The sequence below is a fragment of the Tateyamaria sp. genome (assembly GCF_039945315.1).
Classification (GTDB): Bacteria; Pseudomonadota; Alphaproteobacteria; order Rhodobacterales; family Rhodobacteraceae; genus Tateyamaria.
The window spans coordinates 157565-177276 of record NZ_JBDUXB010000052.1; the positions used below are offsets into that span (position 1 = coordinate 157565).

The 19712-nt window shown below is 59.3% G+C and carries 21 protein-coding genes; 11 read left to right on the forward strand and 10 right to left on the reverse strand.

Translation table 11 applies throughout. The annotated features are described in order from the left end of the window. Positions 1-25 precede the first annotated feature (25 nt). The 4 genes from rsmI to ABJD00_RS16870 all read left to right on the forward strand — a co-directional run bounded on the left by rsmI (position 26) and on the right by ABJD00_RS16870 (position 3289). A complete protein-coding gene (gene rsmI, locus ABJD00_RS16855; protein WP_413832776.1) occupies positions 26-883 on the forward strand; it encodes a 16S rRNA (cytidine(1402)-2'-O)-methyltransferase in 858 nt (285 codons plus the stop codon). Between the two features lie 24 nt (positions 884-907). Further along, complete coding sequence (locus ABJD00_RS16860; RefSeq protein WP_413832778.1) at positions 908-1330, forward strand: YraN family protein; 423 nt, start codon at positions 908-910, stop codon at positions 1328-1330. A 109-nt stretch (positions 1331-1439) separates the two neighbouring features. Next, positions 1440-2375, forward strand: a complete 936-nt coding sequence (gshB, locus tag ABJD00_RS16865; RefSeq protein WP_108838168.1) for a glutathione synthase — start codon at positions 1440-1442, stop codon at positions 2373-2375. Next, positions 2372-3289, forward strand: coding sequence for an alpha/beta hydrolase (locus ABJD00_RS16870; protein ID WP_413832780.1), 918 nt, complete (start codon positions 2372-2374; stop codon positions 3287-3289). Before gshB ends, ABJD00_RS16870 begins: the two co-directional genes overlap by 4 nt. On the opposite strand, the gene ABJD00_RS16875 is transcribed toward ABJD00_RS16870, so the two are convergent. Next, positions 3259-4770 (reverse strand): YifB family Mg chelatase-like AAA ATPase, encoded by a 1512-nt coding sequence (locus ABJD00_RS16875; protein ID WP_413832782.1) that lies wholly within the window; start codon positions 4768-4770, stop codon positions 3259-3261. The two genes, ABJD00_RS16870 and ABJD00_RS16875, sit on opposite strands and share 31 nt — an antisense overlap. 104 nt (positions 4771-4874) lie before the next feature. On the opposite strand from ABJD00_RS16875, the gene ABJD00_RS16880 reads away from it, so the two are divergent. Beyond that, positions 4875-5207 (forward strand): DUF1992 domain-containing protein, encoded by a 333-nt coding sequence (locus ABJD00_RS16880; RefSeq protein WP_413832784.1) that lies wholly within the window; start codon positions 4875-4877, stop codon positions 5205-5207. On the opposite strand, the gene ABJD00_RS16885 is transcribed toward ABJD00_RS16880, so the two are convergent. The 3 genes from ABJD00_RS16885 to cobU are packed head-to-tail and all read right to left on the reverse strand — an operon-like array spanning position 5208 to position 7039. After that, positions 5208-5888, reverse strand: coding sequence for a glutathione S-transferase (locus ABJD00_RS16885; protein WP_413832786.1), 681 nt, complete (start codon positions 5886-5888; stop codon positions 5208-5210). A 60-nt stretch (positions 5889-5948) separates the two neighbouring features. Further along, complete coding sequence (locus ABJD00_RS16890; RefSeq protein ID WP_413832788.1) at positions 5949-6521, reverse strand: histidine phosphatase family protein; 573 nt, start codon at positions 6519-6521, stop codon at positions 5949-5951. Then, positions 6518-7039 carry a bifunctional adenosylcobinamide kinase/adenosylcobinamide-phosphate guanylyltransferase gene (gene cobU, locus ABJD00_RS16895; protein WP_413832790.1) on the reverse strand — a complete coding sequence of 174 codons (522 nt, stop codon included), beginning with the start codon at positions 7037-7039 and terminating at the stop codon, positions 6518-6520. The genes ABJD00_RS16890 and cobU overlap by 4 nt, the downstream gene beginning before the upstream one ends. Before the next feature lie 91 nt (positions 7040-7130). Between cobU and ABJD00_RS16900 the strand changes: the two genes are divergently transcribed. From ABJD00_RS16900 to ABJD00_RS16925, 6 genes are all read left to right on the forward strand, one after another. Then, positions 7131-8009 carry an RNA polymerase factor sigma-32 gene (locus ABJD00_RS16900; protein WP_413832792.1) on the forward strand — a complete coding sequence of 293 codons (879 nt, stop codon included), beginning with the start codon at positions 7131-7133 and terminating at the stop codon, positions 8007-8009. After that, complete coding sequence (locus ABJD00_RS16905; protein ID WP_413853642.1) at positions 8006-8779, forward strand: ChaN family lipoprotein; 774 nt, start codon at positions 8006-8008, stop codon at positions 8777-8779. The genes ABJD00_RS16900 and ABJD00_RS16905 overlap by 4 nt, the downstream gene beginning before the upstream one ends. 91 nt (positions 8780-8870) lie before the next feature. Further along, positions 8871-10064: a bifunctional phosphopantothenoylcysteine decarboxylase/phosphopantothenate--cysteine ligase CoaBC gene (gene coaBC, locus ABJD00_RS16910; RefSeq protein ID WP_413832796.1), complete on the forward strand. Its 1194-nt coding sequence runs from the start codon at positions 8871-8873 to the stop codon at positions 10062-10064. A 46-nt stretch (positions 10065-10110) separates the two neighbouring features. Next, complete coding sequence (dut, locus tag ABJD00_RS16915) at positions 10111-10572, forward strand: dUTP diphosphatase (protein ID WP_413832798.1); 462 nt, start codon at positions 10111-10113, stop codon at positions 10570-10572. Continuing rightward, positions 10572-11627, forward strand: coding sequence for a HesA/MoeB/ThiF family protein (locus ABJD00_RS16920; protein ID WP_413832800.1), 1056 nt, complete (start codon positions 10572-10574; stop codon positions 11625-11627). Before dut ends, ABJD00_RS16920 begins: the two co-directional genes overlap by 1 nt. Before the next feature lie 37 nt (positions 11628-11664). Beyond that, positions 11665-13677 carry a M3 family metallopeptidase gene (locus tag ABJD00_RS16925; protein WP_413832802.1) on the forward strand — a complete coding sequence of 671 codons (2013 nt, stop codon included), beginning with the start codon at positions 11665-11667 and terminating at the stop codon, positions 13675-13677. Between the two features lie 93 nt (positions 13678-13770). Here ABJD00_RS16925 and ABJD00_RS16930 read toward each other — a convergent pair whose 3' ends face one another. From ABJD00_RS16930 to mreC, 6 genes are read right to left on the reverse strand one after another with little or no spacing between them, the layout of a single operon-like run. Next, the gene (locus tag ABJD00_RS16930) at positions 13771-14703 is read right to left on the reverse strand and encodes a 2-hydroxyacid dehydrogenase (protein ID WP_413832804.1); all 933 of its coding nucleotides are present in this window, start codon (positions 14701-14703) and stop codon (positions 13771-13773) included. After that, entirely contained in the window at positions 14700-15110 is a 411-nt protein-coding gene (locus tag ABJD00_RS16935) for a VOC family protein (protein WP_413832806.1), read from the reverse strand. Before ABJD00_RS16935 ends, ABJD00_RS16930 begins: the two co-directional genes overlap by 4 nt. A 10-nt stretch (positions 15111-15120) precedes the next feature. Further along, positions 15121-16260: a rod shape-determining protein RodA gene (rodA, locus tag ABJD00_RS16940; protein ID WP_413832808.1), complete on the reverse strand. Its 1140-nt coding sequence runs from the start codon at positions 16258-16260 to the stop codon at positions 15121-15123. Further along, positions 16257-18200, reverse strand: a complete 1944-nt coding sequence (gene mrdA, locus ABJD00_RS16945) for a penicillin-binding protein 2 (protein ID WP_413832810.1) — start codon at positions 18198-18200, stop codon at positions 16257-16259. Before mrdA ends, rodA begins: the two co-directional genes overlap by 4 nt. Further along, complete coding sequence (locus ABJD00_RS16950; RefSeq protein ID WP_413832812.1) at positions 18197-18736, reverse strand: rod shape-determining protein MreD; 540 nt, start codon at positions 18734-18736, stop codon at positions 18197-18199. Before ABJD00_RS16950 ends, mrdA begins: the two co-directional genes overlap by 4 nt. After that, a complete protein-coding gene (mreC, locus tag ABJD00_RS16955) occupies positions 18733-19635 on the reverse strand; it encodes a rod shape-determining protein MreC (RefSeq protein WP_413832814.1) in 903 nt (300 codons plus the stop codon). Before mreC ends, ABJD00_RS16950 begins: the two co-directional genes overlap by 4 nt. Positions 19636-19712 lie beyond the last annotated feature (77 nt).

Below are 19712 nucleotides of genomic sequence, written 5' to 3' on the forward strand. Positions count from 1 at the left end.
AACGTACACAGAGGCGGGTCCAGCTTTGAATCATAATAAGGTCGTTCTGAGCGGCGGAGTGTGGTTTGTCGGCGTTCCCATCGGAACGGCGCGCGACATCACGCTCAGGGCGCTGGATGTCTTGGCGAGTGCCGATGTGCTGGTTGCCGAAGACACGCGGTCTTTGAGGAAACTGATGGATATCCACGGCGTTCCTTTGGCCGGGCGCAGGGTTGAAGCGCTGCATGAGCATTCCAAAGAGGGGGTCGTGGGACGACTGGTGGCGCGGGCCGCGGTCGGTGAAAGCGTGGCCTATGCCTCCGAAGCGGGTATGCCGTTGATTGCTGATCCGGGTTTTGAACTGGCGCGCGCGGCGCGTGCTGCTGGGGTATCGGTCACCTGCGCGCCGGGACCGTCGGCAGTGCTCACTGCACTTGTTGTAGGGGGGCTGCCCACAGATGCCTTTCATTTTGCAGGGTTTTTGCCTGCTAGTCGGAGTGGGAGAAAGGCGGCATTCGCGGAATTGGCGGGGGTTAAGGCCACGCTGGTGATGTATGAATCACCCAAACGTCTGGGTGCTATGCTGGCTGACGCAGCGGACGTTTTGGGCGCCGACCGCGCATGTGTGGTGTGTCGCGAACTGACCAAGAAATTCGAGGAAAAACGGGACGGTACGTTGGCAGAACTGGCGGAATACTATGCCTCGGCCAGTGTGAAAGGCGAGATCGTCGTCCTAGTGGGGCGTGCGGATCGGGTGGATGTTAGGGAAATAGACATCGAATCGGCGTTAAAGTCGGCACTGAAGGATATGTCCGTTAAGGATGCGGCGGCGTTTGTGGCCGAGACATTGGATGTACCCAAACGGCAAGTTTATCAGCGCGCCCTGTCCATTTCGCGCGACTGATGTGCTCGATCAGAGGATGACGCAATGGCATACCTGCCTGTACCGAGTGGCTTTGAGGCCAGCGATGCTGTTGTGTCGGCACGCGAAAGCCGTGGACGCATTTCCTATCTGGCGGGGCTGGCTGCAGAAGATCGTGTGGCTGCCGCATACCGTGCGCGAGCCTATGTCCTGCTGGAGAAGCGCTGGCGCGGCAAGCGAGGTGAGATTGATCTGATCTTTGCCGATGGTGACGGCGTCGTCATGGTCGAGGTTAAGGCGAGCGATAGCATTGAAACAGCCATGTCTCATATCACACGACGGCAAGTCCGCCGCCTGTTCGCAACCGCCGAAGAGTATGTTGGCACGCGCCAGAAAGGCAGTTTGACAGACATCCGGTTTGATGTTGCCTTGATGGATCAACATGGACAGGTTTGCGTGCTTGAGAACGCTTTTTGCGGTTGGGTCTGATTTGATAGCACCCGATGGGTGATCTGCGTGCGTCTGCGCACAGTCCATTTTCATTGCGCCTCTCGTCTGGCTGCGCCATCAAAGGCGCGCAACATGCCGGAGATGTGCCATGAAGATTGCCTTTCAAATGGACCCGATTGGGGACGTGGATATCAATGCGGACAGCAGTTTTCGGCTGGCCGAAGAGGCTCAGGCCCGCGGGCATGAGTTGTTCTTCTATTCTCCGGACCAACTTGCGTACCAGACTGGCCGGATAACGGCTCGTGGTCAGGATTTCACCGTGCAGCGGGTGCAGGGTGATCATGCGCAACTGTCCGAGATGCGAGAGGTTGATCTGGCCGACTTTGATGTTGTCTGGCTGCGCCAGGACCCGCCCTTTGACATGCACTACATTACCTCGACCCACCTGCTGGATCGTTTGAAGGGGGATGCGTTGGTTGTGAACGATCCTTTCTGGGTGCGTAATTTCCCGGAAAAGCTGCTCGTCCTCGACTTTCCTGATCTCACGCCGCCGACCACCATTGCCCGCGATCTCGACACCATAAAGGCGTTTAAGGCGGAGCACGGGGATGTGATCCTCAAGCCTCTTTATGGCAATGGGGGTGCTGGTGTGTTCCGTCTGGATGCCAATGACCGCAATTTATCGTCGCTGCACGAGCTGTTCACCGGTTTCAGCCGGGAACCGCTGATCGTTCAGAAGTTCCTTCCCGATGTTAGCAATGGTGACAAGCGGGTGATTTTGGTCGATGGAGTGCCTGTCGGAGCCATCAATCGTGTACCTGCGGCAGGAGAAACCCGGTCGAACATGCATGTGGGTGGCCGTCCGGAGAAGATTGGTTTGAGTGAACGGGATCTGGAAATCTGCGCGCGTATCGGCCCGTTGCTCAAGGAACGGGGTCAGGTCTTTGTCGGTATTGATGTGATTGGCGATTATCTGACCGAAATCAACGTTACCTCGCCCACTGGCATTCAAGAACTTGAGCGTTTTGACGGTGTGAACATCGCCGAAAAGATTTGGGTCGCCATTGAGAGCAAATTCGTGTGAGTCTGCGTTCGCGCATTCTCAACCCCTATCTGCGTCTGACCGAAAAACCGTTTCTGACACGGGCCAGCAACCCGGCGGCGCTGCGCCGCATTCTGGAAATCAAGTCCCGGCTCTTCTTTCATTCCCCTCTTGGGGTGAACCGCGCTTGGCACGATCTGGCAGGCGCACCTGCGCTTCATATTACGCCGCGTGAGACCAATTTCGGGCGCACGCTGTTTTACATTCATGGCGGAGCGCATGTGTTTGGCAGTCCGTCGACGCATGCGGCAATGCTGTCGAGTCTTGCCAAGCGAGTGGGCGCGCGGGCTGTGTTGCCGCGTTACCCTTTGGCGCCCGAGCAACCGTTTCCCGCGGCACCTGATCATTGCCTCGCCGCCTATCGCGCACTTTTGGCCACTGGGGTTAATCCCGCTGAACTGATTGTCGGAGGTGACAGCGCGGGCGGCAATCTGGCCTTTGCGTTGCTTGCTGATCTCTGCGCTGGAGGCGATCCGCTACCTGCAGGTGTGTTTGCCCTGTCTCCGCTGCTTGACCTGTCTTCTTCCGGAGACAGCATTCGGGCCAACGCGGCGCGGGACGTGATTTTGCCCACCTCGCGTCTGAAAAAGGCTGCTCAGAATTACCTAAATGGCCATGCCGCAGAAGATCCACGCGCAAGCCCGTTGTTTGCAGATTTCACGGGCGCGCCACCGGTGTGGTTGACAGTGGGCGACACGGAAATCCTGTTGGATGACTCCGTGCGTTTGGCCGAACGGTTAAAGGCCCAACGCGTCAAAGTTGACCTGACCGTTGAGCAGGACTTGCCCCATGTATGGCCCATATTTCACAACCTAATACCTGAGGCCAATGCAACGCTTGATCAGCTGGCCGCTTGGATCACAACTCAGACTGAGACGAGCGCTCCGACGCGATAGCTGACCGCTTCGGCCACATGGGGTTTGCGCACGTCACCGCTGCTGTCGAGGTCGGCGATGGTCCGTGCCACGCGCAATACCCGGTGATATCCGCGTGCAGAAAGCCCAAACCTGTCAGCTACGCGCGCTAACAACGTACGCCCTTCGGCATCTGGCGCCGCCAATTCGTCCAGTGCTGCGCCACTGAGGTCTGCGTTGCAGCGATATGACGTATCCGTAAACCGGGTCTGTTGCAGCTCGCGCGCCTCTTCCACCCGTGCGGCCACTGCTGCCGAGCTGTCCCCGTTGCTGGGCAGATCAAGATCGCTGAAGCTGACCGGCGGCACATCCACGCACAGATCGAACCGGTCCATCAGCGGGCCTGAGATGCGCCCCATGTAATCGTCCCCACACAGCGGCGCCCGACCACAGGCCCGCGTCGGTTCAGAAAGGTAGCCGCATTTGCAAGGGTTCGCGGCCGCCACCAGCATGAACCGGCAGGGATATTTCACATGGTTGTTGGCCCGCGCGATCATGACCTCGCCCGTCTCAATCGGTTGGCGCAGGGTTTCCAGCACGGTGCGTGGGAACTCGGGGAATTCGTCCATGAACAGCACGCCGTTGTGGGCCAGAGAAACCTCGCCCGGTTTGGCCCCGCGACCGCCGCCGATGATCGCTGCCATCGACGCGGTGTGGTGGGGTTCGCGGAACGGACGGTCCATCGAAATTCCACCTGCATCGAGCAGCCCGGCGAGCGAGTGGATCATGGACGTTTCCAGAGCCTCCATCGCCGACAGTGGCGGCAAGATACCGGGCAGCCGCGCTGCCAGCATCGACTTCCCCGAGCCGGGTGTGCCGACCATCAACAGGTGGTGCCGTCCGGCGGCAGCCACTTCGAGCGCACGTTTGGCCCGTTCCTGTCCTTTCACGTCCGCCAGATCAGGCAGGCCCGCGTCGCTGGCGATTTGTCCGGCCTTGGCGGGTTCAAGGGGGACTTGGCCGGTGTAGTGGCGCACGACGTCGCCCAGCGTCTTGGCCGCAGTGACGCGAGTTGCATCGACCCACGCCGCCTCAGATCCGGACCCGGCTGGACAAAGCAGACCGCGATCCTGTTCGGCGGCTGCCATCGCTGCTGGCAGTGCCCCCAAGACCGGGATCAGGTTGCCATCAAGGGATAACTCGCCCAAGGCGACGGTCCCCTCGATCGCATCTGCAGGCAGGATGCCCAGGCCGGCAAGGAGGGCGAGTGCGATGGGCAGATCAAAGTGCGACCCTTCCTTGGGCAGATCGGCAGGGGACAGGTTGATCGTGATCCGCTTGGAGGGCAGGGCAATGGACATCGCCGTGAGTGCGGCCCGCACCCGTTCGCGTGCTTCTGACACGGCCTTGTCCGGTAGCCCGACAATAGAGAACCCCGGCAATCCGGGTGTCATAGCGCATTGCACTTCGACTTCGCGCGCTTCGACCCCCTGAAACGCCACTGTATAGGCCCGTGTCACCATGATCTCACCTTCACCAGATATGGTTAATGGCTAGCGGCGGGTGGTTTATGATTGGTTAACACTGGGAAGTTGGACGTTCTGCAACCAAGCTGGTAGCATATTGCATGCTCGCCAGCCTGCAGAAATTGATTGAACGTCAGATCCAGAAGGCCCGTTTGCGTGGCCAGCTGGAGGGATTGCAGGGTGAGGGGCAGCCCCTGCCCGAACGTCCCGAGGAGACCTTTGTCGATGTCGGTGAAGCCGTGGGGTTTCGTATGATGGCGCAGGCGGGTGTGGTTCCCGAAGAAATCCAGATCAAGAAAGAGTTGGATGCGCACAAGGCGCTTTTGGCCTCACTGACTGATCCGGAAGAGCGAAAGAAAGCGATGGCCGAATTCGCCCGCCTCGAATTGCGCTACAACATCGCACGTGAATCCCGTCAGAGATTCCTTGGCTGACTAGGCGACGGGCCATTCCGCTGTTGGCAGGCCCATGTCGTACGGGAACGGGTCATAGATGACCTTGAGGCCTTCGGTTCGCCATGCCTTGAACGCAGGGTCTTGGATAGTCGTTTCGCAATATGCACGCGAGGCGTCACTGACTGGGAGGTCATAGCCAACAATGCGGGCGCAGACCGGCGCATAGAACGCATCCGCGATGCTATAAGCACCGAACAGCCATGGACCTTCCGTTTTGAATTTTCGGGCATGCGCCCACAGAGTTTCGACGCGGGCAATGTCGCGCAGCACTGCCTTGGACGGGACGTAGCCAACGTTGACGTGTTGCAACTGCATCGCGCATTCGCCGCGCAGCGCGCTGAAACCGCCGACCATTTCGGCGCACAGCATCCGCGCCGTGGCCCGTGCCGCACTGTCTGCCGGCCACATGCCAGCATCTGGGTTATCCTCGGCGAGTGTTTCAGCCATGGCGAGGCTTTCTCCGACAACCGTCCCATCCGGACGCTTCATCGCCGGAACAAGCCGCACGGGGCTCAGATGTGCCATCTCCGCTGCCATGGTTCCACCATAGAGACCGACAAGATGTGAACGGTAAGGGAGGTTGAATTTTTCCATCATCAGCCAGCCGCGCAAGGACCAGCTCGAGAAAGTACGATCGCCGATATAGAGGTCATATGTCATAAAAGGCACGCTAGGCGAGGCGACGGCCAAAAAGCCAACGCAGATTTGTGGCCCCTGCCATCACGGAAGGTGATTGATATGCGTCGCTTGGCCTGAGCTCGGGTGAAGTGTTGTGACCGACAGGTTATCGATCTTGTGGGCGAGTACCGCGGTCGCTGAAACGCCCAAAACGGCCTGTACCTGCGTTAGTATCACCCCGAAATGAGCAACTGCGATGATATGTGAGTCCGGGTGTTTAGCATTTATCCGGCTCACGACGGCAGCCACGCGCGCGGCGGAGATGTTCCAGCTTTCTCCTCCCGGGGGCGTGTGATGTCCGGGCTCTTCCCAATAGGCGCGGGACAGATCCGGGTGCCAGTCCGACGCGGTGTCAAAGCCGACCCCGTCCCATGTGCCAAAGTGGAATTCACGTAAGGATGGATCGTGGGGCAGGCGAGTGCGGAGGCCTTGGATGGCGTCGGCGGTGTCGACACAGCGGGTCAGGTCGGAAGAGATTACGAGGGCGTCATCGGGCAAGTGTGCATTGAGCCGGTCCAGTGCGGCATGATCAGACAGGTCGGCGGGCACGTCGCGCCAGCCGGTAAAGGTCTTTTGATGGGTCGGGCCATGGCGCACCCAGTGCCAAGTGGTCATGTACGGGTGTCCTTGAGGCTGCGCGGCAGGCCCGCCACCACGTGCAGGACGTGATCGGCCTGTTGCGCCAGCGAGATGTTAAGCCGTCCTTGCGCCTCGCGGAATCGCCGGGCCAGTACGTTTTCAGGCACAATCCCCTGACCCACTTCGTTTGACACGATCACAACCGGCGCGCGGCATCGGGCGAGTGCTGCGAGCAGCGCACCCTGTTCCGCCTCCAGATCGTGTTCATCCAACATGATGTTTGTCAGCCACATGGTCGCACAATCCAATAGGATTGCCTGATCCGGAGTGGTCTGATCCAAAGGTGTTCCCAGATCAACAGGCGCATTGATGGTGGTCCATTCCGGCCCACGGCGGGCGCGATGCAGATCAACTTTGTCCTGAATCTCGGAATCCCAAATCCGTGCTGTGGCGAGGTACACAAGTTTTAACCCGCTGTTAACCAATATGTTTTCAGCCGTTCGGGATTTTCCAGAGGCTGCACCGCCAAGGACGAAGGTCAGGGAAGGCAACATTTTTGACCTCGTGAGTGAACCAATGCGCGGTTCCGTCCGTAAACATCTCAAGTGCGCAAAACAAGCATAACATCCACAGGGGGATGAATGAATGCCATTGGATAACGCCCGAGAGTTTTCTCTGTCGCGGACGGCAATGAAAGCCGAATTACTGGATGCCGAGACCGAATTGCGCCTTGCATACGCCTGGCGGGATGACCGGGACGAGGCCGCACTGCATCGCCTGATTACAGCCTACATGCGCCTCGCCATTTCCATGGCGTCCAAGTTTAAACGCTATGGTGCGCCCATGAACGACCTGATTCAGGAAGCAGGTCTGGGGCTGATGAAAGCGGCTGACAAGTTTGATCCTGACCGTGGGGTTCGTTTTTCCACATACGCTGTCTGGTGGATCAAGGCGTCTATCCAAGACTATGTGATGCGCAACTGGTCGATGGTGCGCACTGGGTCAACATCTTCGCAAAAATCTCTGTTCTTCAACATGCGTCGGGTGCAAGCCCGCCTTGAGCGTGAAAGTGCGGCGGCGGGTGAAGTGCTCGACAAGCATCAGATGCGTCAGATGATCTCGACCGAGATTGGGGTGCCACTGCACGACGTTGAGATGATGGAAGGGCGCTTGTCCGGGTCCGACTATTCTCTGAACGCGACCCAATCCGTGGAAGATGAGGGGCGCGAGTGGATTGATGCACTCGTCGATGAAAGCGCCCAAGCTGAAGAGACTGTGGAACATCGCCACGACACAGAACAGCTGCGCGAGTGGCTTTTGTCAGCGCTCAACTCGCTCAATGAACGCGAGCGGTTTATCGTCCGCGAACGCAAGTTGCGCGATCAGCCCCGCACTTTGGAAAGCCTTGGTGATGAGTTGAACTTGTCCAAGGAACGGGTGCGTCAGCTCGAGGCCGCCGCATTTGGCAAGATGCGCAAAGCGCTTGAGAATCAAAGCCGTGAGGTCCACCACTTCCTCGTATGAGAAGCCTTGTTACCCTCCTGTTGATATCATGGGGCCTGCCGGTTTTGGCGGGCCCTTTTTCTGCGGATATTGTCGTTTTGGGCGAGGCCCATGACAACCCGCATCACCACGCGAGACAGGCTGAGATCGTGGCCGAGGTGGAGCCCGCAGCCCTCGTGTTCGAGATGCTGACCGAAACGCAGGCACTGGCCTATATCCCGGGTGCGGACGTGGCCACTCTGGCGGCAGCCTTTGAGTGGGATATTTCCGGTTGGCCAGATTTCGAAATGTACCACCCGATTTTTGCCGCAGCCCCTGATGCGCAGGTGTTTGGCGCAGCGGTGCCTCGCACAGCGGCGCGTCAGGCGATGACGGATGGGCTGGCGTCCGCGTTTGGGAGCGGCGCTGAGGCCTACGGATTGACCACTCCGTTGGAGTCCACAGAGCAAGAGGCGCGCGAAGCTCTGCAAATGACTGCTCATTGCGACGCTTTACCCGAAGACATCCTGCCCGCGATGGTCGACATCCAGCGTCTGCGCGACGCGCAATTGGCCAAGATTGCCCTCAAGGTATTTGAGCTGACGGGCGGGCCCGTGATCGTGATCACAGGCAACGGACATGCACGCACTGATTGGGGAATGCCGGTCTACCTCAAACGCTCCGCTCCGGAAGTGTCCATCACCGCCCTTGGTCAGGGCGAAGCTGGCGTTGCCCCTACTGGCACCTTCGATGTTGTCGAATATACGGACAGCATCGAGCGTGAGGATCCGTGCTTAGCCTTCAAGTCATAAACCTGAACTGACCTGCTTATACCCGGGCTGGCTCTTGGCGCAGCCTCGGCCTATGGTCACCCACGTTTAAACCCCGCCGGAGTGACAGCCCATGCTGCAAGACAAACGCATATTGCTGATCCTGACTGGAGGCATCGCGGCCTATAAAGGGCTCGACCTCATCCGCCGTCTGCGCGAACGGGGTGCCGCTGTCACCCCAGTGCTGACCCGCGCGGCGGAACAGTTTGTGACACCGCTGTCGGTGTCGGCTCTGGCCGGTGAAAAGGTGTATCGCGATCTATTCAATCTGACAGATGAGGCTGAGATGGGGCACATTCAGCTGTCTCGATCTGCCGATCTGATCCTTGTGGCTCCGGCCACTGCAGACATCATGGCCAAGATGGCGCACGGGCGGGCGGATGATTTGGCTTCGACCCTGCTTTTAGCCACGGACACCTCCGTGATGGTGGCCCCGGCGATGAATGTGCGCATGTGGGATCACCCTGCCACTCAACGCAATCTGGCGCAGATAAAGAGCGACGGCGTAAGTGTCGTGGGACCGAATAAAGGTGACATGGCGTGTGGAGAACACGGGCCCGGGCGGATGTCCGAACCGATGGAAATTGTAGCGGCTGTCGAGGCGTATTTTGGACTCCGCCCGCTTTCGGGCAAGCGCGTGTTGGTGACGTCGGGGCCAACGCATGAGCCGATTGATCCAGTCCGCTACATTGCCAACCGGTCTTCAGGGGCTCAAGGAGCCGCTTTGGGTCAGGCACTGGCGGATTTGGGGGCGCATGTGGTCTTTGTGACAGGTCCGGCTGTCGTGCCCCCGCCTATTGGTGTCGAAGTAGTGGCCGTGCAAACAGCGCAGGAAATGAAAGGCGCGGTGAACGCTGCCCTGCCTGTTGATGCGGCTGTCTTTGCCGCCGCTGTTGCCGATTGGCGGGTGGAGGGTGCCAGCGCGCAGAAGCTCAAAAAGGTCGCGGGCGACATGCCCAAATTACAGTTCACTGAGAACCCCGACATTCTGGCTGAGGTCGCACAAATGGACCAAGGACGACCGGGCCTTGTTGTTGGTTTTGCTGCTGAAACTGATGACGTTGTAGCTCACGCCACGGCAAAACGGGCGAGAAAAGAGTGCGACTGGATCGTAGCCAACGACGTCTCCCCCGAAACTGGTATCATGGGTGGCACCGAAAACGCCGTCATTCTGATTACGGATCATGGGGCGGATCCCTGGCCAAGCATGTCCAAAACGGATGTGGCCACACAATTGGCGGCGCGTATATCAGATGCCCTGACCTGATCGTCTCTGGTCAGCGTGGGATTTGGGTTTAATTGACGAGATGAAGATGAACAGCGTGTCCTTGAAATTGATGAGGGTTGAGGGATCGGATCGGTCGATCCCATTGCCTGCCTATGAAACTCCCGGCGCTGCCGGGGCCGATATTCGTGCGAATTTGGCGGATGGTAAGGCTGTTACGCTGTTACCGGGTGCCCGCGCGTTGATCCCCACGGGCCTTGCCATGGCTGTGCCGTTCGGTTTCGAGGTGCAAATTCGCCCGCGCTCTGGTCTTGCTTTGAAACAGGGGATCGCTTTGGTGAACAGCCCGGGCACCATCGACAGTGATTACCGTGGTCAGGTTGGCGTGATCGTGCTTAACACCTCGGATACTGCGTTTGAGATAAAAAATGGGATGCGCATTGCTCAGATGGTGCTGGCCCCCGTGGTGCAGGCCGCCTTTGAGGAGACCGACACACTAGATGAGACCACCCGTGGTGTTGGCGGCTTTGGATCGACGGGGCGCGGCTGATGGTTTTGGTCTTTGCGCTTGCGGCCATACTTTGGGGTTTTGGCGCCCTTATGAAAGTGCCTCATCGCGCCCGGTGGACCATGATTGGCCTGCTCTATGTGTTTGTGCTGGCCCTACAGGTCGCCCTGCCAGATGATCACCCAGTCCGGCTCGCCACCGGGGAAAGCCCCGCCTTCTGGCTGATCCTTGGTGGATTTGCGGCCCTTGTGCTTGGATATCGCACAGTATTGCGTCACCTGAGGGGGCGCGCGCAGCAAGAAGCGGCCAAGGCCGTGCCTGCGCAATCGGGCCCGTTTTCCGACACGGAACTGAACCGCTATGCTCGCCATATCGTGTTGCGTGAAGTTGGTGGGGCTGGTCAGAAGGCACTGAAAGATGCCCGCATTCTTGTCGTTGGTGCAGGGGGCCTCGGGTCGCCCGTGCTGCAATATCTGGCGGGTACCGGTGTGGGCACCATCGGTGTGATTGATGATGATGTGGTCGAGAACACCAACCTGCAGCGGCAGGTCATCCACCGTGATGCCCAAATCGGGAAGCCCAAGGTGTTTTCGGCACAAGCCGCAATGGAAGCGCAGAACCCATTTGTGACTGTGCGGCCCTATCATCGCCGCCTGAACACAGAAATCGTGGATGAATTGCTTGGCGACTACGATCTAGTGATCGACGGGACAGATAATTTCGACACGCGCTATCTGGTGAATGCCGCTGCTGTACGTGCAGGGATTCCGCTGATCTCGGGTGCGTTGACGCAGTGGGAGGGGCAGGTGAGTGTCTTTGATCCAGCCAATGACGCGCCCTGTTACGCTTGTGTCTTTCCTCAGGCTCCAGCGGCGGAATTGGCGCCGTCCTGTGCAGAAGCAGGCGTGATTGGCCCGCTGCCGGGCGTTGTCGGGTCCATGATGGCCGTGGAAGCGGTCAAGATCATCACCGGTGCCGGCACGGCCCTGCGCGGCGAGATGGTCATTTATGATGCGCTTTATGGCGAAAGCCGAAAGATTTCGCTCAAACGACGCCCGGACTGCACAACCTGTGGATCGGCGGTAGCGGCGGGGTGAGCCGCGCCCTACATAGAGCACAAAGGAGATTGCCCACATGACCAACGTGCTATTGCAGGACTGGAACACACCGTTCCAGATCGCTCCCTTTGACGCCATTTCGGACGAAGATTTTGCGCCAGCTTTGGACATCGCGCTTGCGCGTCACCGCGCTGAGATCGATGCGATTGCGGGGGCCGAAACGCCTGCGACCTTTGCCAATACGATCGAGGCGTTGGAGGCGGTTGGACGTGATCTGGATAAGGTTCTGGGCACATTTTACACTGTGGCCGGGGCCGACAGCAATCCGGCCCGAGAGGCGTTGCAGCGTGATTTCTCCCCTAAACTGGCGGCGCATTTTGCGGAGATTTCGGGGAACAAGGCGTTGTTTGCCCGCGTGGCCGATGTCTACGCTGCGCGTGATCATCTGGAGCTGACGGACGAGCAGGCGCGTGTTTTGATGCTGACCCATCGCGGCTTTGTCCGGTCGGGTGCCGCACTTGAAGGTGCCGAAGAAGCACGCATGAAGGTCATCAAAGGGCGGCTGGCTGAACTTGGCACGTCCTTTACGCAGAACCTTCTGGCAGATGAGCGCGACTGGTTCATGGAACTGGGTGAAGACGATCTGGCGGGCCTGCCCGAATTTGTGGTGAACACGGCCCGCGCCGCTGGTGAGGAAAAGGGGACAGATGGCCCGGTTGTGACGCTGTCGCGCTCGCTTATCGTGCCGTTTTTGCAGTTTTCGACCCGCCGTGATCTGCGCGAGGTTGCGTACAAAGCGTGGACAGCGCGCGGGGCCAATGGCGGCGAGACCGACAACCGCGCCATTGCTGCTGAGATACTGGCTTTGCGTGAAGAGCGGGCCAAGCTGCTCGGTTACGAAAGCTTTGCGGCTTACAAGTTGGAAACCGAGATGGCCAAGACACCCGAGGCTGTCCGTGATCTGTTGATGGATGTGTGGAAGCCTGCACGTGCGCAAGCCAATGCAGACGCGCAAGCGCTGGAACAGATGATGATTGAGGACGGTGTAAACGGCCCCTTGGCCCCTTGGGACTGGCGGTTCTATTCGGAGCGTCGCCGCAAGGAAATGCATGATCTGGATGAGGCAGAGGTCAAACCGTATTTCCAGCTGGAACGTATTATCGAGGCGTCTTTCGCCTGTGCGAACCGATTGTTTGGGCTGGAGTTTCGCCCGCTGGATATCCCGCTTTATCATTCTGACTGTCGCGCATGGGAAGTCACCCGTCGTGGCGCCCATGTGGCCGTATTTATTGGGGACTACTTTGCGCGTGGATCAAAGCGTTCAGGTGCGTGGTGCTCGGCCATGCGTGCGCAGGCCAAGTACCCGGAGGTACAGGCCCCGGTGGTGATCAACGTCTGCAATTTTGCCAAAGGTGACCCCGCGCTGTTGTCCTATGATGATGCGCGCACGTTGTTTCACGAGTTTGGCCACGCCCTTCATCAGATGTTGTCGGATGTGACTTACGAGTCGATCTCTGGCACCTCTGTGGCCCGGGACTTTGTGGAGCTGCCCAGCCAACTTTATGAACACTGGCTGGAAGTTCCAGAGGTGCTGAAGGAATACGCGGTACACGCCGAGACAGGCGAGGCGATGCCTGCGGCGCTCTTGGAAAATGTCCTGGCCGCTGCGACCTATGACATGGGTTTCCAAACTGTGGAATATGTTGCATCGGCGATGGTTGATCTGGCGTTTCACGACGGTGCCGCGCCTGCTGATCCGATGGCCAAGCAAGCTGAAGTTCTAGCTGATCTGGGTATGCCTGCCGCAATTTCGATGCGCCATGCGACCCCGCATTTTGCTCATGTGTTCGCGGGCGATGGCTATTCTTCGGGGTATTACAGCTACATGTGGTCCGAAGTGATGGATGCCGACGCCTTTGCCGCCTTTGAAGAGGCGGGTGGGCCGTTTGATGCCGAGCAGGCGCAGGCGCTTGAGGCGCATATCCTCAGCACGGGCGGGTCTGTGGATGCGGGGGAGTTGTACAAGGCGTTTCGCGGGCGGCTGCCTGACGTTGAAGCGCTGCTCAAAGGGCGTGGGCTTGCTGCGTGATCTTGATGAGGCTGCACCACGACATTTTTTAGGGGCTTTGCCCCGTCCTTCGGACTCCCCAGGATTTTTTTGAATCAGAGAAGTTGGGGGGCGTCAGTACCCAGCGCGTCTGTCCACGAGGTGCAGGAAGGGTTCGCCCGCCTCTCCGCGCCGGATATTTTCGGCGATGGTTTTGGCGGAGTAGGCGGCGCGGGTTTCTGCCGCGACATGGGGTGTGACGGTCACCTTTGGATGGGCCCAGAAGGGGTGGTCCTTTGGCAGCGGTTCGATCCGGAACACATCCAGAGTGGCGTGCCCAATCTGGTCTGTAGCGAGTGCTGCGAGCAGGGCGTCATCGTCGATCAATGGCCCGCGCCCGGGGTTCAGGATACACGCGCCTTTGGGCATCAGCGCAAGGGTGCGGGCATTCAGTGTATTTTCGGTCTGGGCCGTGCTGGGCAGCAGTAGAACGCAGAAATCTGATCGTTCCAAGGCAGCGTCAAGCCCGTCCGGGCCGGAAAAACAGGTGATGCCGTCGATTTCTTTGGGTGTCCGACTCCACCCTGCAACGTTAAAACCGAAGTTGGCGAGGGCAGTGGCGCAGGCCGCCCCCAGCTCGCCCAAGCCCAGAATGGTCACACGGGTATCAAATGCCAAAGGCGGGGGCACAGGCTCCCATGTGCCGGGGGCCACTGTGATATGAGCGTCCATCCCCAGATGCAGGCGCAGGATATGCCCTGTGACCCACTCGATCATGCCTTGGGTCAGGGCCGGGTCGACCATGCGCGCCAGAGGCAAGTGAAGTGTGGGGTTTCCGACGATGGCCTCGACCCCGGCCCAGAGATTCAGCACGGCTTTGGCGCGGGTATAAGGCGCAAAGTCCGGAAGGTCGGAATTCGGTGCGTAGACGATGTAGTCGACCTCGTCGGCTGGGATATCGGTGGCGAGGTGCGCGTTTATCCCAACTGCAGCGATCTCGTTGCGCAGTGGTGCTTCATAGACAGGCCATTGCTCAATCTGCGCAGCAAACAGGACGTTGACGCTCATGTGGCAAAGGCGGCGTCGAGGCTCGCCATACCCTTGATCTCGATCGGGTTGCCTGCAGGATCGGTGAAGAACATGGTGCTTTGTTCACCCGGTTCCCCTTCGAAGCGGATTTGCGGTGCGAGGATAAAGTCGACACCTTTTGCAGTCAGCCTGTCGGCAAGCGCGCGCCAGTCCGACATCGGCAGGACAGCGCCAAAGTGGGGCATAGGCACGTCGTGCTCGCCCACTTTGCCTGTGGGGGCCGAAGCAAAGGGTGTGCCCAAATGGCAGGACAGTTGATGCCCAAAAAAGTCAAAGTCGACCCAAGTGTCCGTGCTGCGCCCCTCGGCACAGCCCAGCAGATCGCCATAAAACGCGCGTGTATCGTCTAGGTCAGCGACGTTGAAAGCAAGGTGAAAGAGGGCCATGGCAGTTCCTTTAGCGGGGGCGGTGGACATGTGCGCTTTGGGCCAGACCAAAGGCAAGCATCAGGACCAGCATGGCTGATCCACCATAGCTGACCAGTGGCAAGGGGACGCCAACCACGGGCGCAAGGCCCATGACCATCGACATGTTGACCGCAAAAAAGAGGAAGAAGTTGAGCGCGATGCCGAGCGTCAGCAGTGACGAAAACCTATCCTTATTCGCTAGCGCCGAGACCACGCAGAACAGGATGATGAGTGCGTAGAGGGCGAGCAGGGAGAACGCACCTACAAAGCCGAACTCTTCGGCAAGCGTCGTAAAGATGAAGTCGGTGTGTTTCTCGGGCAGGAAATTCAGCCGGGACTGGGTGCCTTGCATGAACCCACGCCCCGTCCATCCGCCGGATCCCAATGCGATCTTGGATTGTGTGATGTGATAGCCCGCGCCGAGCGGGTCAGAGCTTGGGTCAAGGAAGGTGTCGATTCGCCGGAACTGGTAATCCTGAAGCAACTGCCACGGCGTGCCGCGCGATTGCAGCACGGTGGTGATCAGGCCCACACCTGCTGCAATCACGGCTGCGAAATAGGCCCAATGGACACCGGCCAGGAACATCAACCCGCCGCCTGCGGCCATCAACAGGATTGATGTGCCAAGATCGGGTTGGCGCAGCACCATCGCTGTCGGGACCAGGATTAGGATGACGGGTAGAAGTACCCAGATGGGTCGCGATTTTTTGGTTGACGGCAGCCAGTCATAGTAGGCGGCCAGCATCAGGACCAACGTGACCTTCATCAATTCAGATGGTTGCAGCCGGATAAACCCCAGATCAATCCAGCGCTGTGCGCCCATACCGACCGAGCCAAAGAATTCGACAGCCAAGAGGAGCATGAGTGAACCGAGGTAGGCCACGGACGCCATGTTGCGCCAGAACCATGCAGGCACCATCGCCACCATGATCATCAACACAAAACCGACTGCAAAGCGTTTCATCTGCGGCTCTGCCCATGGCGTGTATGAGCCACCAGCCACCGAATACAGCATCAGGAAACCGACACCGGCCACCGCAGCCAGCAGCAACGCAAGCGGCCAGTTCAGGTACAGGATCTTGCGCGGCCCGGTGGGGACGTATTTGGCATTATACTCAAGATAACTCATGCCTGATCCTTGCCGGTGATGTTCGCCAGCGGTTGAATGGCACGTAACGTCTCTTGTTGTTCACGGATGCGCTCGCGGTCCTTGGTTGGGTAGGCCTCAAGCGGAGGATCGCCGCCTGCCAGCGCCTGCAAGGTCACATCGCGCGCGATCGGGGCTGCGGCCCGTGACCCGCCGCCGCCATGTTCGACGACCACGGCCACGGCGTATTTCGGATTGTCATAGGGTGCGTAGTTGACGAACAGTGCGTGGTCGCGCCGTTCCCAAGGTAGATCTGCGTTGCGGGTGACACCGCGCGCGCGTTCCGCCGCGGTGATGTTGCGCACTTGTGATGTGCCCGTCTTACCCGCCATGCGCATGGCATCGTCAATGATCCGGCTGCCATAGGCTGTGCCGCGCCGGTCGTTAACCGTATCAAACATCGCCCGCCGCATCTTGCGCAGGTTGTTTTCGTTCAAGCCAAGGCTTTCGCCGCCAAGTTCGGGCTGTTCGATTCCGTCTACCGATTTGATCAGCCTTGGTTTGACCTCGTTCCCGCTGGCCAGCCGCGCAGCCATCACCGCCAGTTGCAGAGGAGAGGCCAACATGTATCCCTGCCCGATAGAGGCGTTGACCGTATCGCCGACGCGCCAGTCATCCCCGTGGGTGCGCAATTTCCAGTCCTTGGTCGGTGTCAGACCTGCTGCCACTGCGGACATTGGCACATCGTGGCGGATGCCAAGGCCAAAGCGGTTGGCCATGGCCGAAATCTTTTCGATCCCGACCTTTACGGCGAGATCGTAGTAATAGACGTCACATGACTGTTTCAGCGAGTTTTGCAAATTTACCGAGCCGTGCCCCGCGCGTTTCCAGCAGTGAAAACGGCGCCCTGATACTTCAAGGTGGCCGGGGCAATAGACGGTGTCGTCCGGCCCGATCATTCCCTCTTCGAGTGCGGCCATGGCCGTGATCATCTTGAAGGTCGAGCCGGGCGGGTAGATGCCCTGCACAGTTTTAGAGGCCAGCGGTCTGTATTTGTTTTCGGTCAGTGAGGTATAGTCACGGGTCGAAATCCCGCGCACGAAAAGGTTGGGATCGTATGTGGGCGCAGATGAGATGGCGAGCAGATCGCCATTGGTGCAGTCCATCACGACGGTGCTTGCGCTTTCCCCGTTCAGGCGTGCTTGCACATAGCTTTGCAGTTTGGAGTCGATGGTCAGTTGCAGATCAGATCCTGCCGTGCCTTCGCGGCGATCCAACTCACGCATTACACGGCCCGTCGCGTTCACCTCGACCCGTTTGGCACCGCCTTTGCCGCGCAGCAGGTCTTCTGCTTTGGCTTCGACCCCAACTTTGCCGATCTGGAACCGTGGGATGCGCAGCAGTTGGTCAGGATCATCCAGCCGTTCCAAATCATAGTCGCTGACCGGGCCTACGTAGCCCAGCACATGGGCATAGTCAGAGCCAAAGGGATAGACGCGGCTGAGGCCAACCTCGGGTGTGATACCGGGCAGGGCGGGGGCGTTGACGCTGACGCGGCTGAGGTCTTCCCATGTGACCTCGTCCGCGACCGTGATCGGCAGAAATGGCGCGGAACGCTTCATCTCGGCCATGGCGCGGTCGACCTCTTCGGGGTCCAACTCAACCACTTTTCCCAGCCGTTCTAGCACCTCGGCCACGTCTCCTGCATCCTCCCGCACTACCACAATGCGGTAGCTGGGCGCGTTGCGCGCCAGCGGCACGCCATTGCGGTCAAACACTTCACCGCGTGACGGTGGTATGATGCGCATGTTGATCCGGTTTTCTTCGGCCAACAGGCGGAACTGGTCGGCCTGATCGACCTGCAGAAACTGCATGCGCGCGGCCAGCGCGCCGACAAAGGCCAGTTGTACTCCACCAAGGATCGCCGCCCGCCGCGTGATCAGACGGTGGTTTGCTTCGATATCAACGCGGGGTCGTTTCACGAGCGCACCCCCTTGCTGCCCATCTCGTTCGGGGCTGCCTTACGTACGCCCAAGAGACCATGGGTGATCGCAACGACCAGCGGATAGGCCAGAACCGTGACGACGATCTGGATCAGAGCAGGGACAAGCGGCGCACGTTCAACCAGCATCAATGCCAGAATGAGTTGATAGGCGATCCCGATCCCAATGATCCAGACAGCGACGGACGCAAATTCGCTGGCAAGTGACGCATCCCGCAGGCTGCGCGACTGCGACTTCATTTTTTCGCACGCGATCAAAGCTAGCACAGCCCACAGCCCCGGTGGGCGTTGGAGCAGCAGGTCGGCCATCAAAAACACCACTGCCAGAAGGACGGCGGGCACATATTCAGGGCGGCGCACGGACCATGCCAACCCGAAACACAGCACAAAATTTGGCCAGATCAGGCCTCCAGCGGCAGTTTGCAAAGGCAACAGGTGCAGGAACAGGATGGCCAGTACCAGCAGTCCGAAGCTTAGGCGCATGGTCCAAAGGCGAGAGGAAATCTGTTCGTTCATTCGGTCACCTCCGTCAGTTCCTCGGGCGTTTCTTGTGGAGTTGCGCTGCCCTCCAGAACGTCCGTCGTATCGGATACGGGTTCATTGCCGTAGTGGCGCAACACGCGCAGGAATTCGAGCCGTTCGTAATCTGCAGCCAACCGCACGCGCAGTCGCCCGCCCGGATCAGCTGCGACCTGACCCATGAGCAGTCCAGCAGGAAAAACACCGCCATCTCCGCTGGTCACCACTCGGTCGCCGGGGCGTACGAGGTCGGGGTTTTCCAGAAAGTCGATGGGCGGTGCGGCCGAGTTGTCGCCTGCCACAATCGCGCGCTGGCCGGACGGTTGGATAACGGCCGGAATGCGGCTGGAAGCGTCGGTGACCATGATCACGCGACTGGTATTCTGCGCCACGCCGGAGATACGTCCAACCAGTCCGATGCCGTCCATGGTCGCCCAGCCTTCAACGATGCCATCACGGGCGCCCACGTTCAGCAGGACAGATTGGCGGAAGGGAGACCCTGAATCCGCCAGCACCACGCCGGTGATGTATGTCAGGCGCGGGTCGAGGCGCACGTTGTTCAGGTCAAGCAGCCGCGCGTTTTCCTGTTCCAGTTGGAGCGCAGCTTCTTTCCAGGACTGCATTTGGCGCAACTCACGGCGCAGTTCCGAATTTTGTTCCACAATGCGGCGGTAACTTTGGAAATCGCGAGCAAGGTTGATTGTGCCGGTCACGGGGGCCATCGCCCAGTCAAGGTTGGGCACGATCTGGTCGGTGACTTGGGCGCGGAACCGTTCGACCCTCGGGCTGTCGATCCGCCAAAGCAGGAAAATACCGGTCAAGATCAGAACCAGAACAGCCAAAACCAGCCGCCGCAGCGGGCCGGCATAGTCCACATTTGTGCTGTCCTTGGCCAAGATACCTCACCTCGGTTGGGAGATTGGTCTGATGGTCTGCTATTTGCCCCTTTGGGGCAAGAAAACTGTTTGTTGGC

Excerpts from the sequence above, each read along its gene's own strand:
- ABJD00_RS16860 (WP_413832778.1), top strand. The coding sequence starts at position 908 with ATGGCATACCTGCCTGTACCGAGTGGCTTTGAGGCCAGCGATGCTGTT.
- gshB (WP_108838168.1), top strand. The coding sequence starts at position 1,440 with ATGAAGATTGCCTTTCAAATGGACCCGATTGGGGACGTGGATATCAAT.
- ABJD00_RS16875 (WP_413832782.1), bottom strand. The coding sequence starts at position 4,770 with ATGGTGACACGGGCCTATACAGTGGCGTTTCAGGGGGTCGAAGCGCGC.
- ABJD00_RS16880 (WP_413832784.1), top strand. The coding sequence starts at position 4,875 with ATGCTCGCCAGCCTGCAGAAATTGATTGAACGTCAGATCCAGAAGGCC.
- ABJD00_RS16885 (WP_413832786.1), bottom strand. The coding sequence starts at position 5,888 with ATGACATATGACCTCTATATCGGCGATCGTACTTTCTCGAGCTGGTCC.
- ABJD00_RS16890 (WP_413832788.1), bottom strand. The coding sequence starts at position 6,521 with ATGACCACTTGGCACTGGGTGCGCCATGGCCCGACCCATCAAAAGACC.
- cobU (WP_413832790.1), bottom strand. The coding sequence starts at position 7,039 with ATGTTGCCTTCCCTGACCTTCGTCCTTGGCGGTGCAGCCTCTGGAAAA.
- ABJD00_RS16900 (WP_413832792.1), top strand. The coding sequence starts at position 7,131 with ATGCCATTGGATAACGCCCGAGAGTTTTCTCTGTCGCGGACGGCAATG.
- ABJD00_RS16905 (WP_413853642.1), top strand. The coding sequence starts at position 8,006 with ATGAGAAGCCTTGTTACCCTCCTGTTGATATCATGGGGCCTGCCGGTT.
- coaBC (WP_413832796.1), top strand. The coding sequence starts at position 8,871 with ATGCTGCAAGACAAACGCATATTGCTGATCCTGACTGGAGGCATCGCG.
- dut (WP_413832798.1), top strand. The coding sequence starts at position 10,111 with ATGAACAGCGTGTCCTTGAAATTGATGAGGGTTGAGGGATCGGATCGG.
- ABJD00_RS16920 (WP_413832800.1), top strand. The coding sequence starts at position 10,572 with ATGGTTTTGGTCTTTGCGCTTGCGGCCATACTTTGGGGTTTTGGCGCC.
- ABJD00_RS16925 (WP_413832802.1), top strand. The coding sequence starts at position 11,665 with ATGACCAACGTGCTATTGCAGGACTGGAACACACCGTTCCAGATCGCT.
- ABJD00_RS16930 (WP_413832804.1), bottom strand. The coding sequence starts at position 14,703 with ATGAGCGTCAACGTCCTGTTTGCTGCGCAGATTGAGCAATGGCCTGTC.
- ABJD00_RS16935 (WP_413832806.1), bottom strand. The coding sequence starts at position 15,110 with ATGGCCCTCTTTCACCTTGCTTTCAACGTCGCTGACCTAGACGATACA.
- rodA (WP_413832808.1), bottom strand. The coding sequence starts at position 16,260 with ATGAGTTATCTTGAGTATAATGCCAAATACGTCCCCACCGGGCCGCGC.
- ABJD00_RS16950 (WP_413832812.1), bottom strand. The coding sequence starts at position 18,736 with ATGAACGAACAGATTTCCTCTCGCCTTTGGACCATGCGCCTAAGCTTC.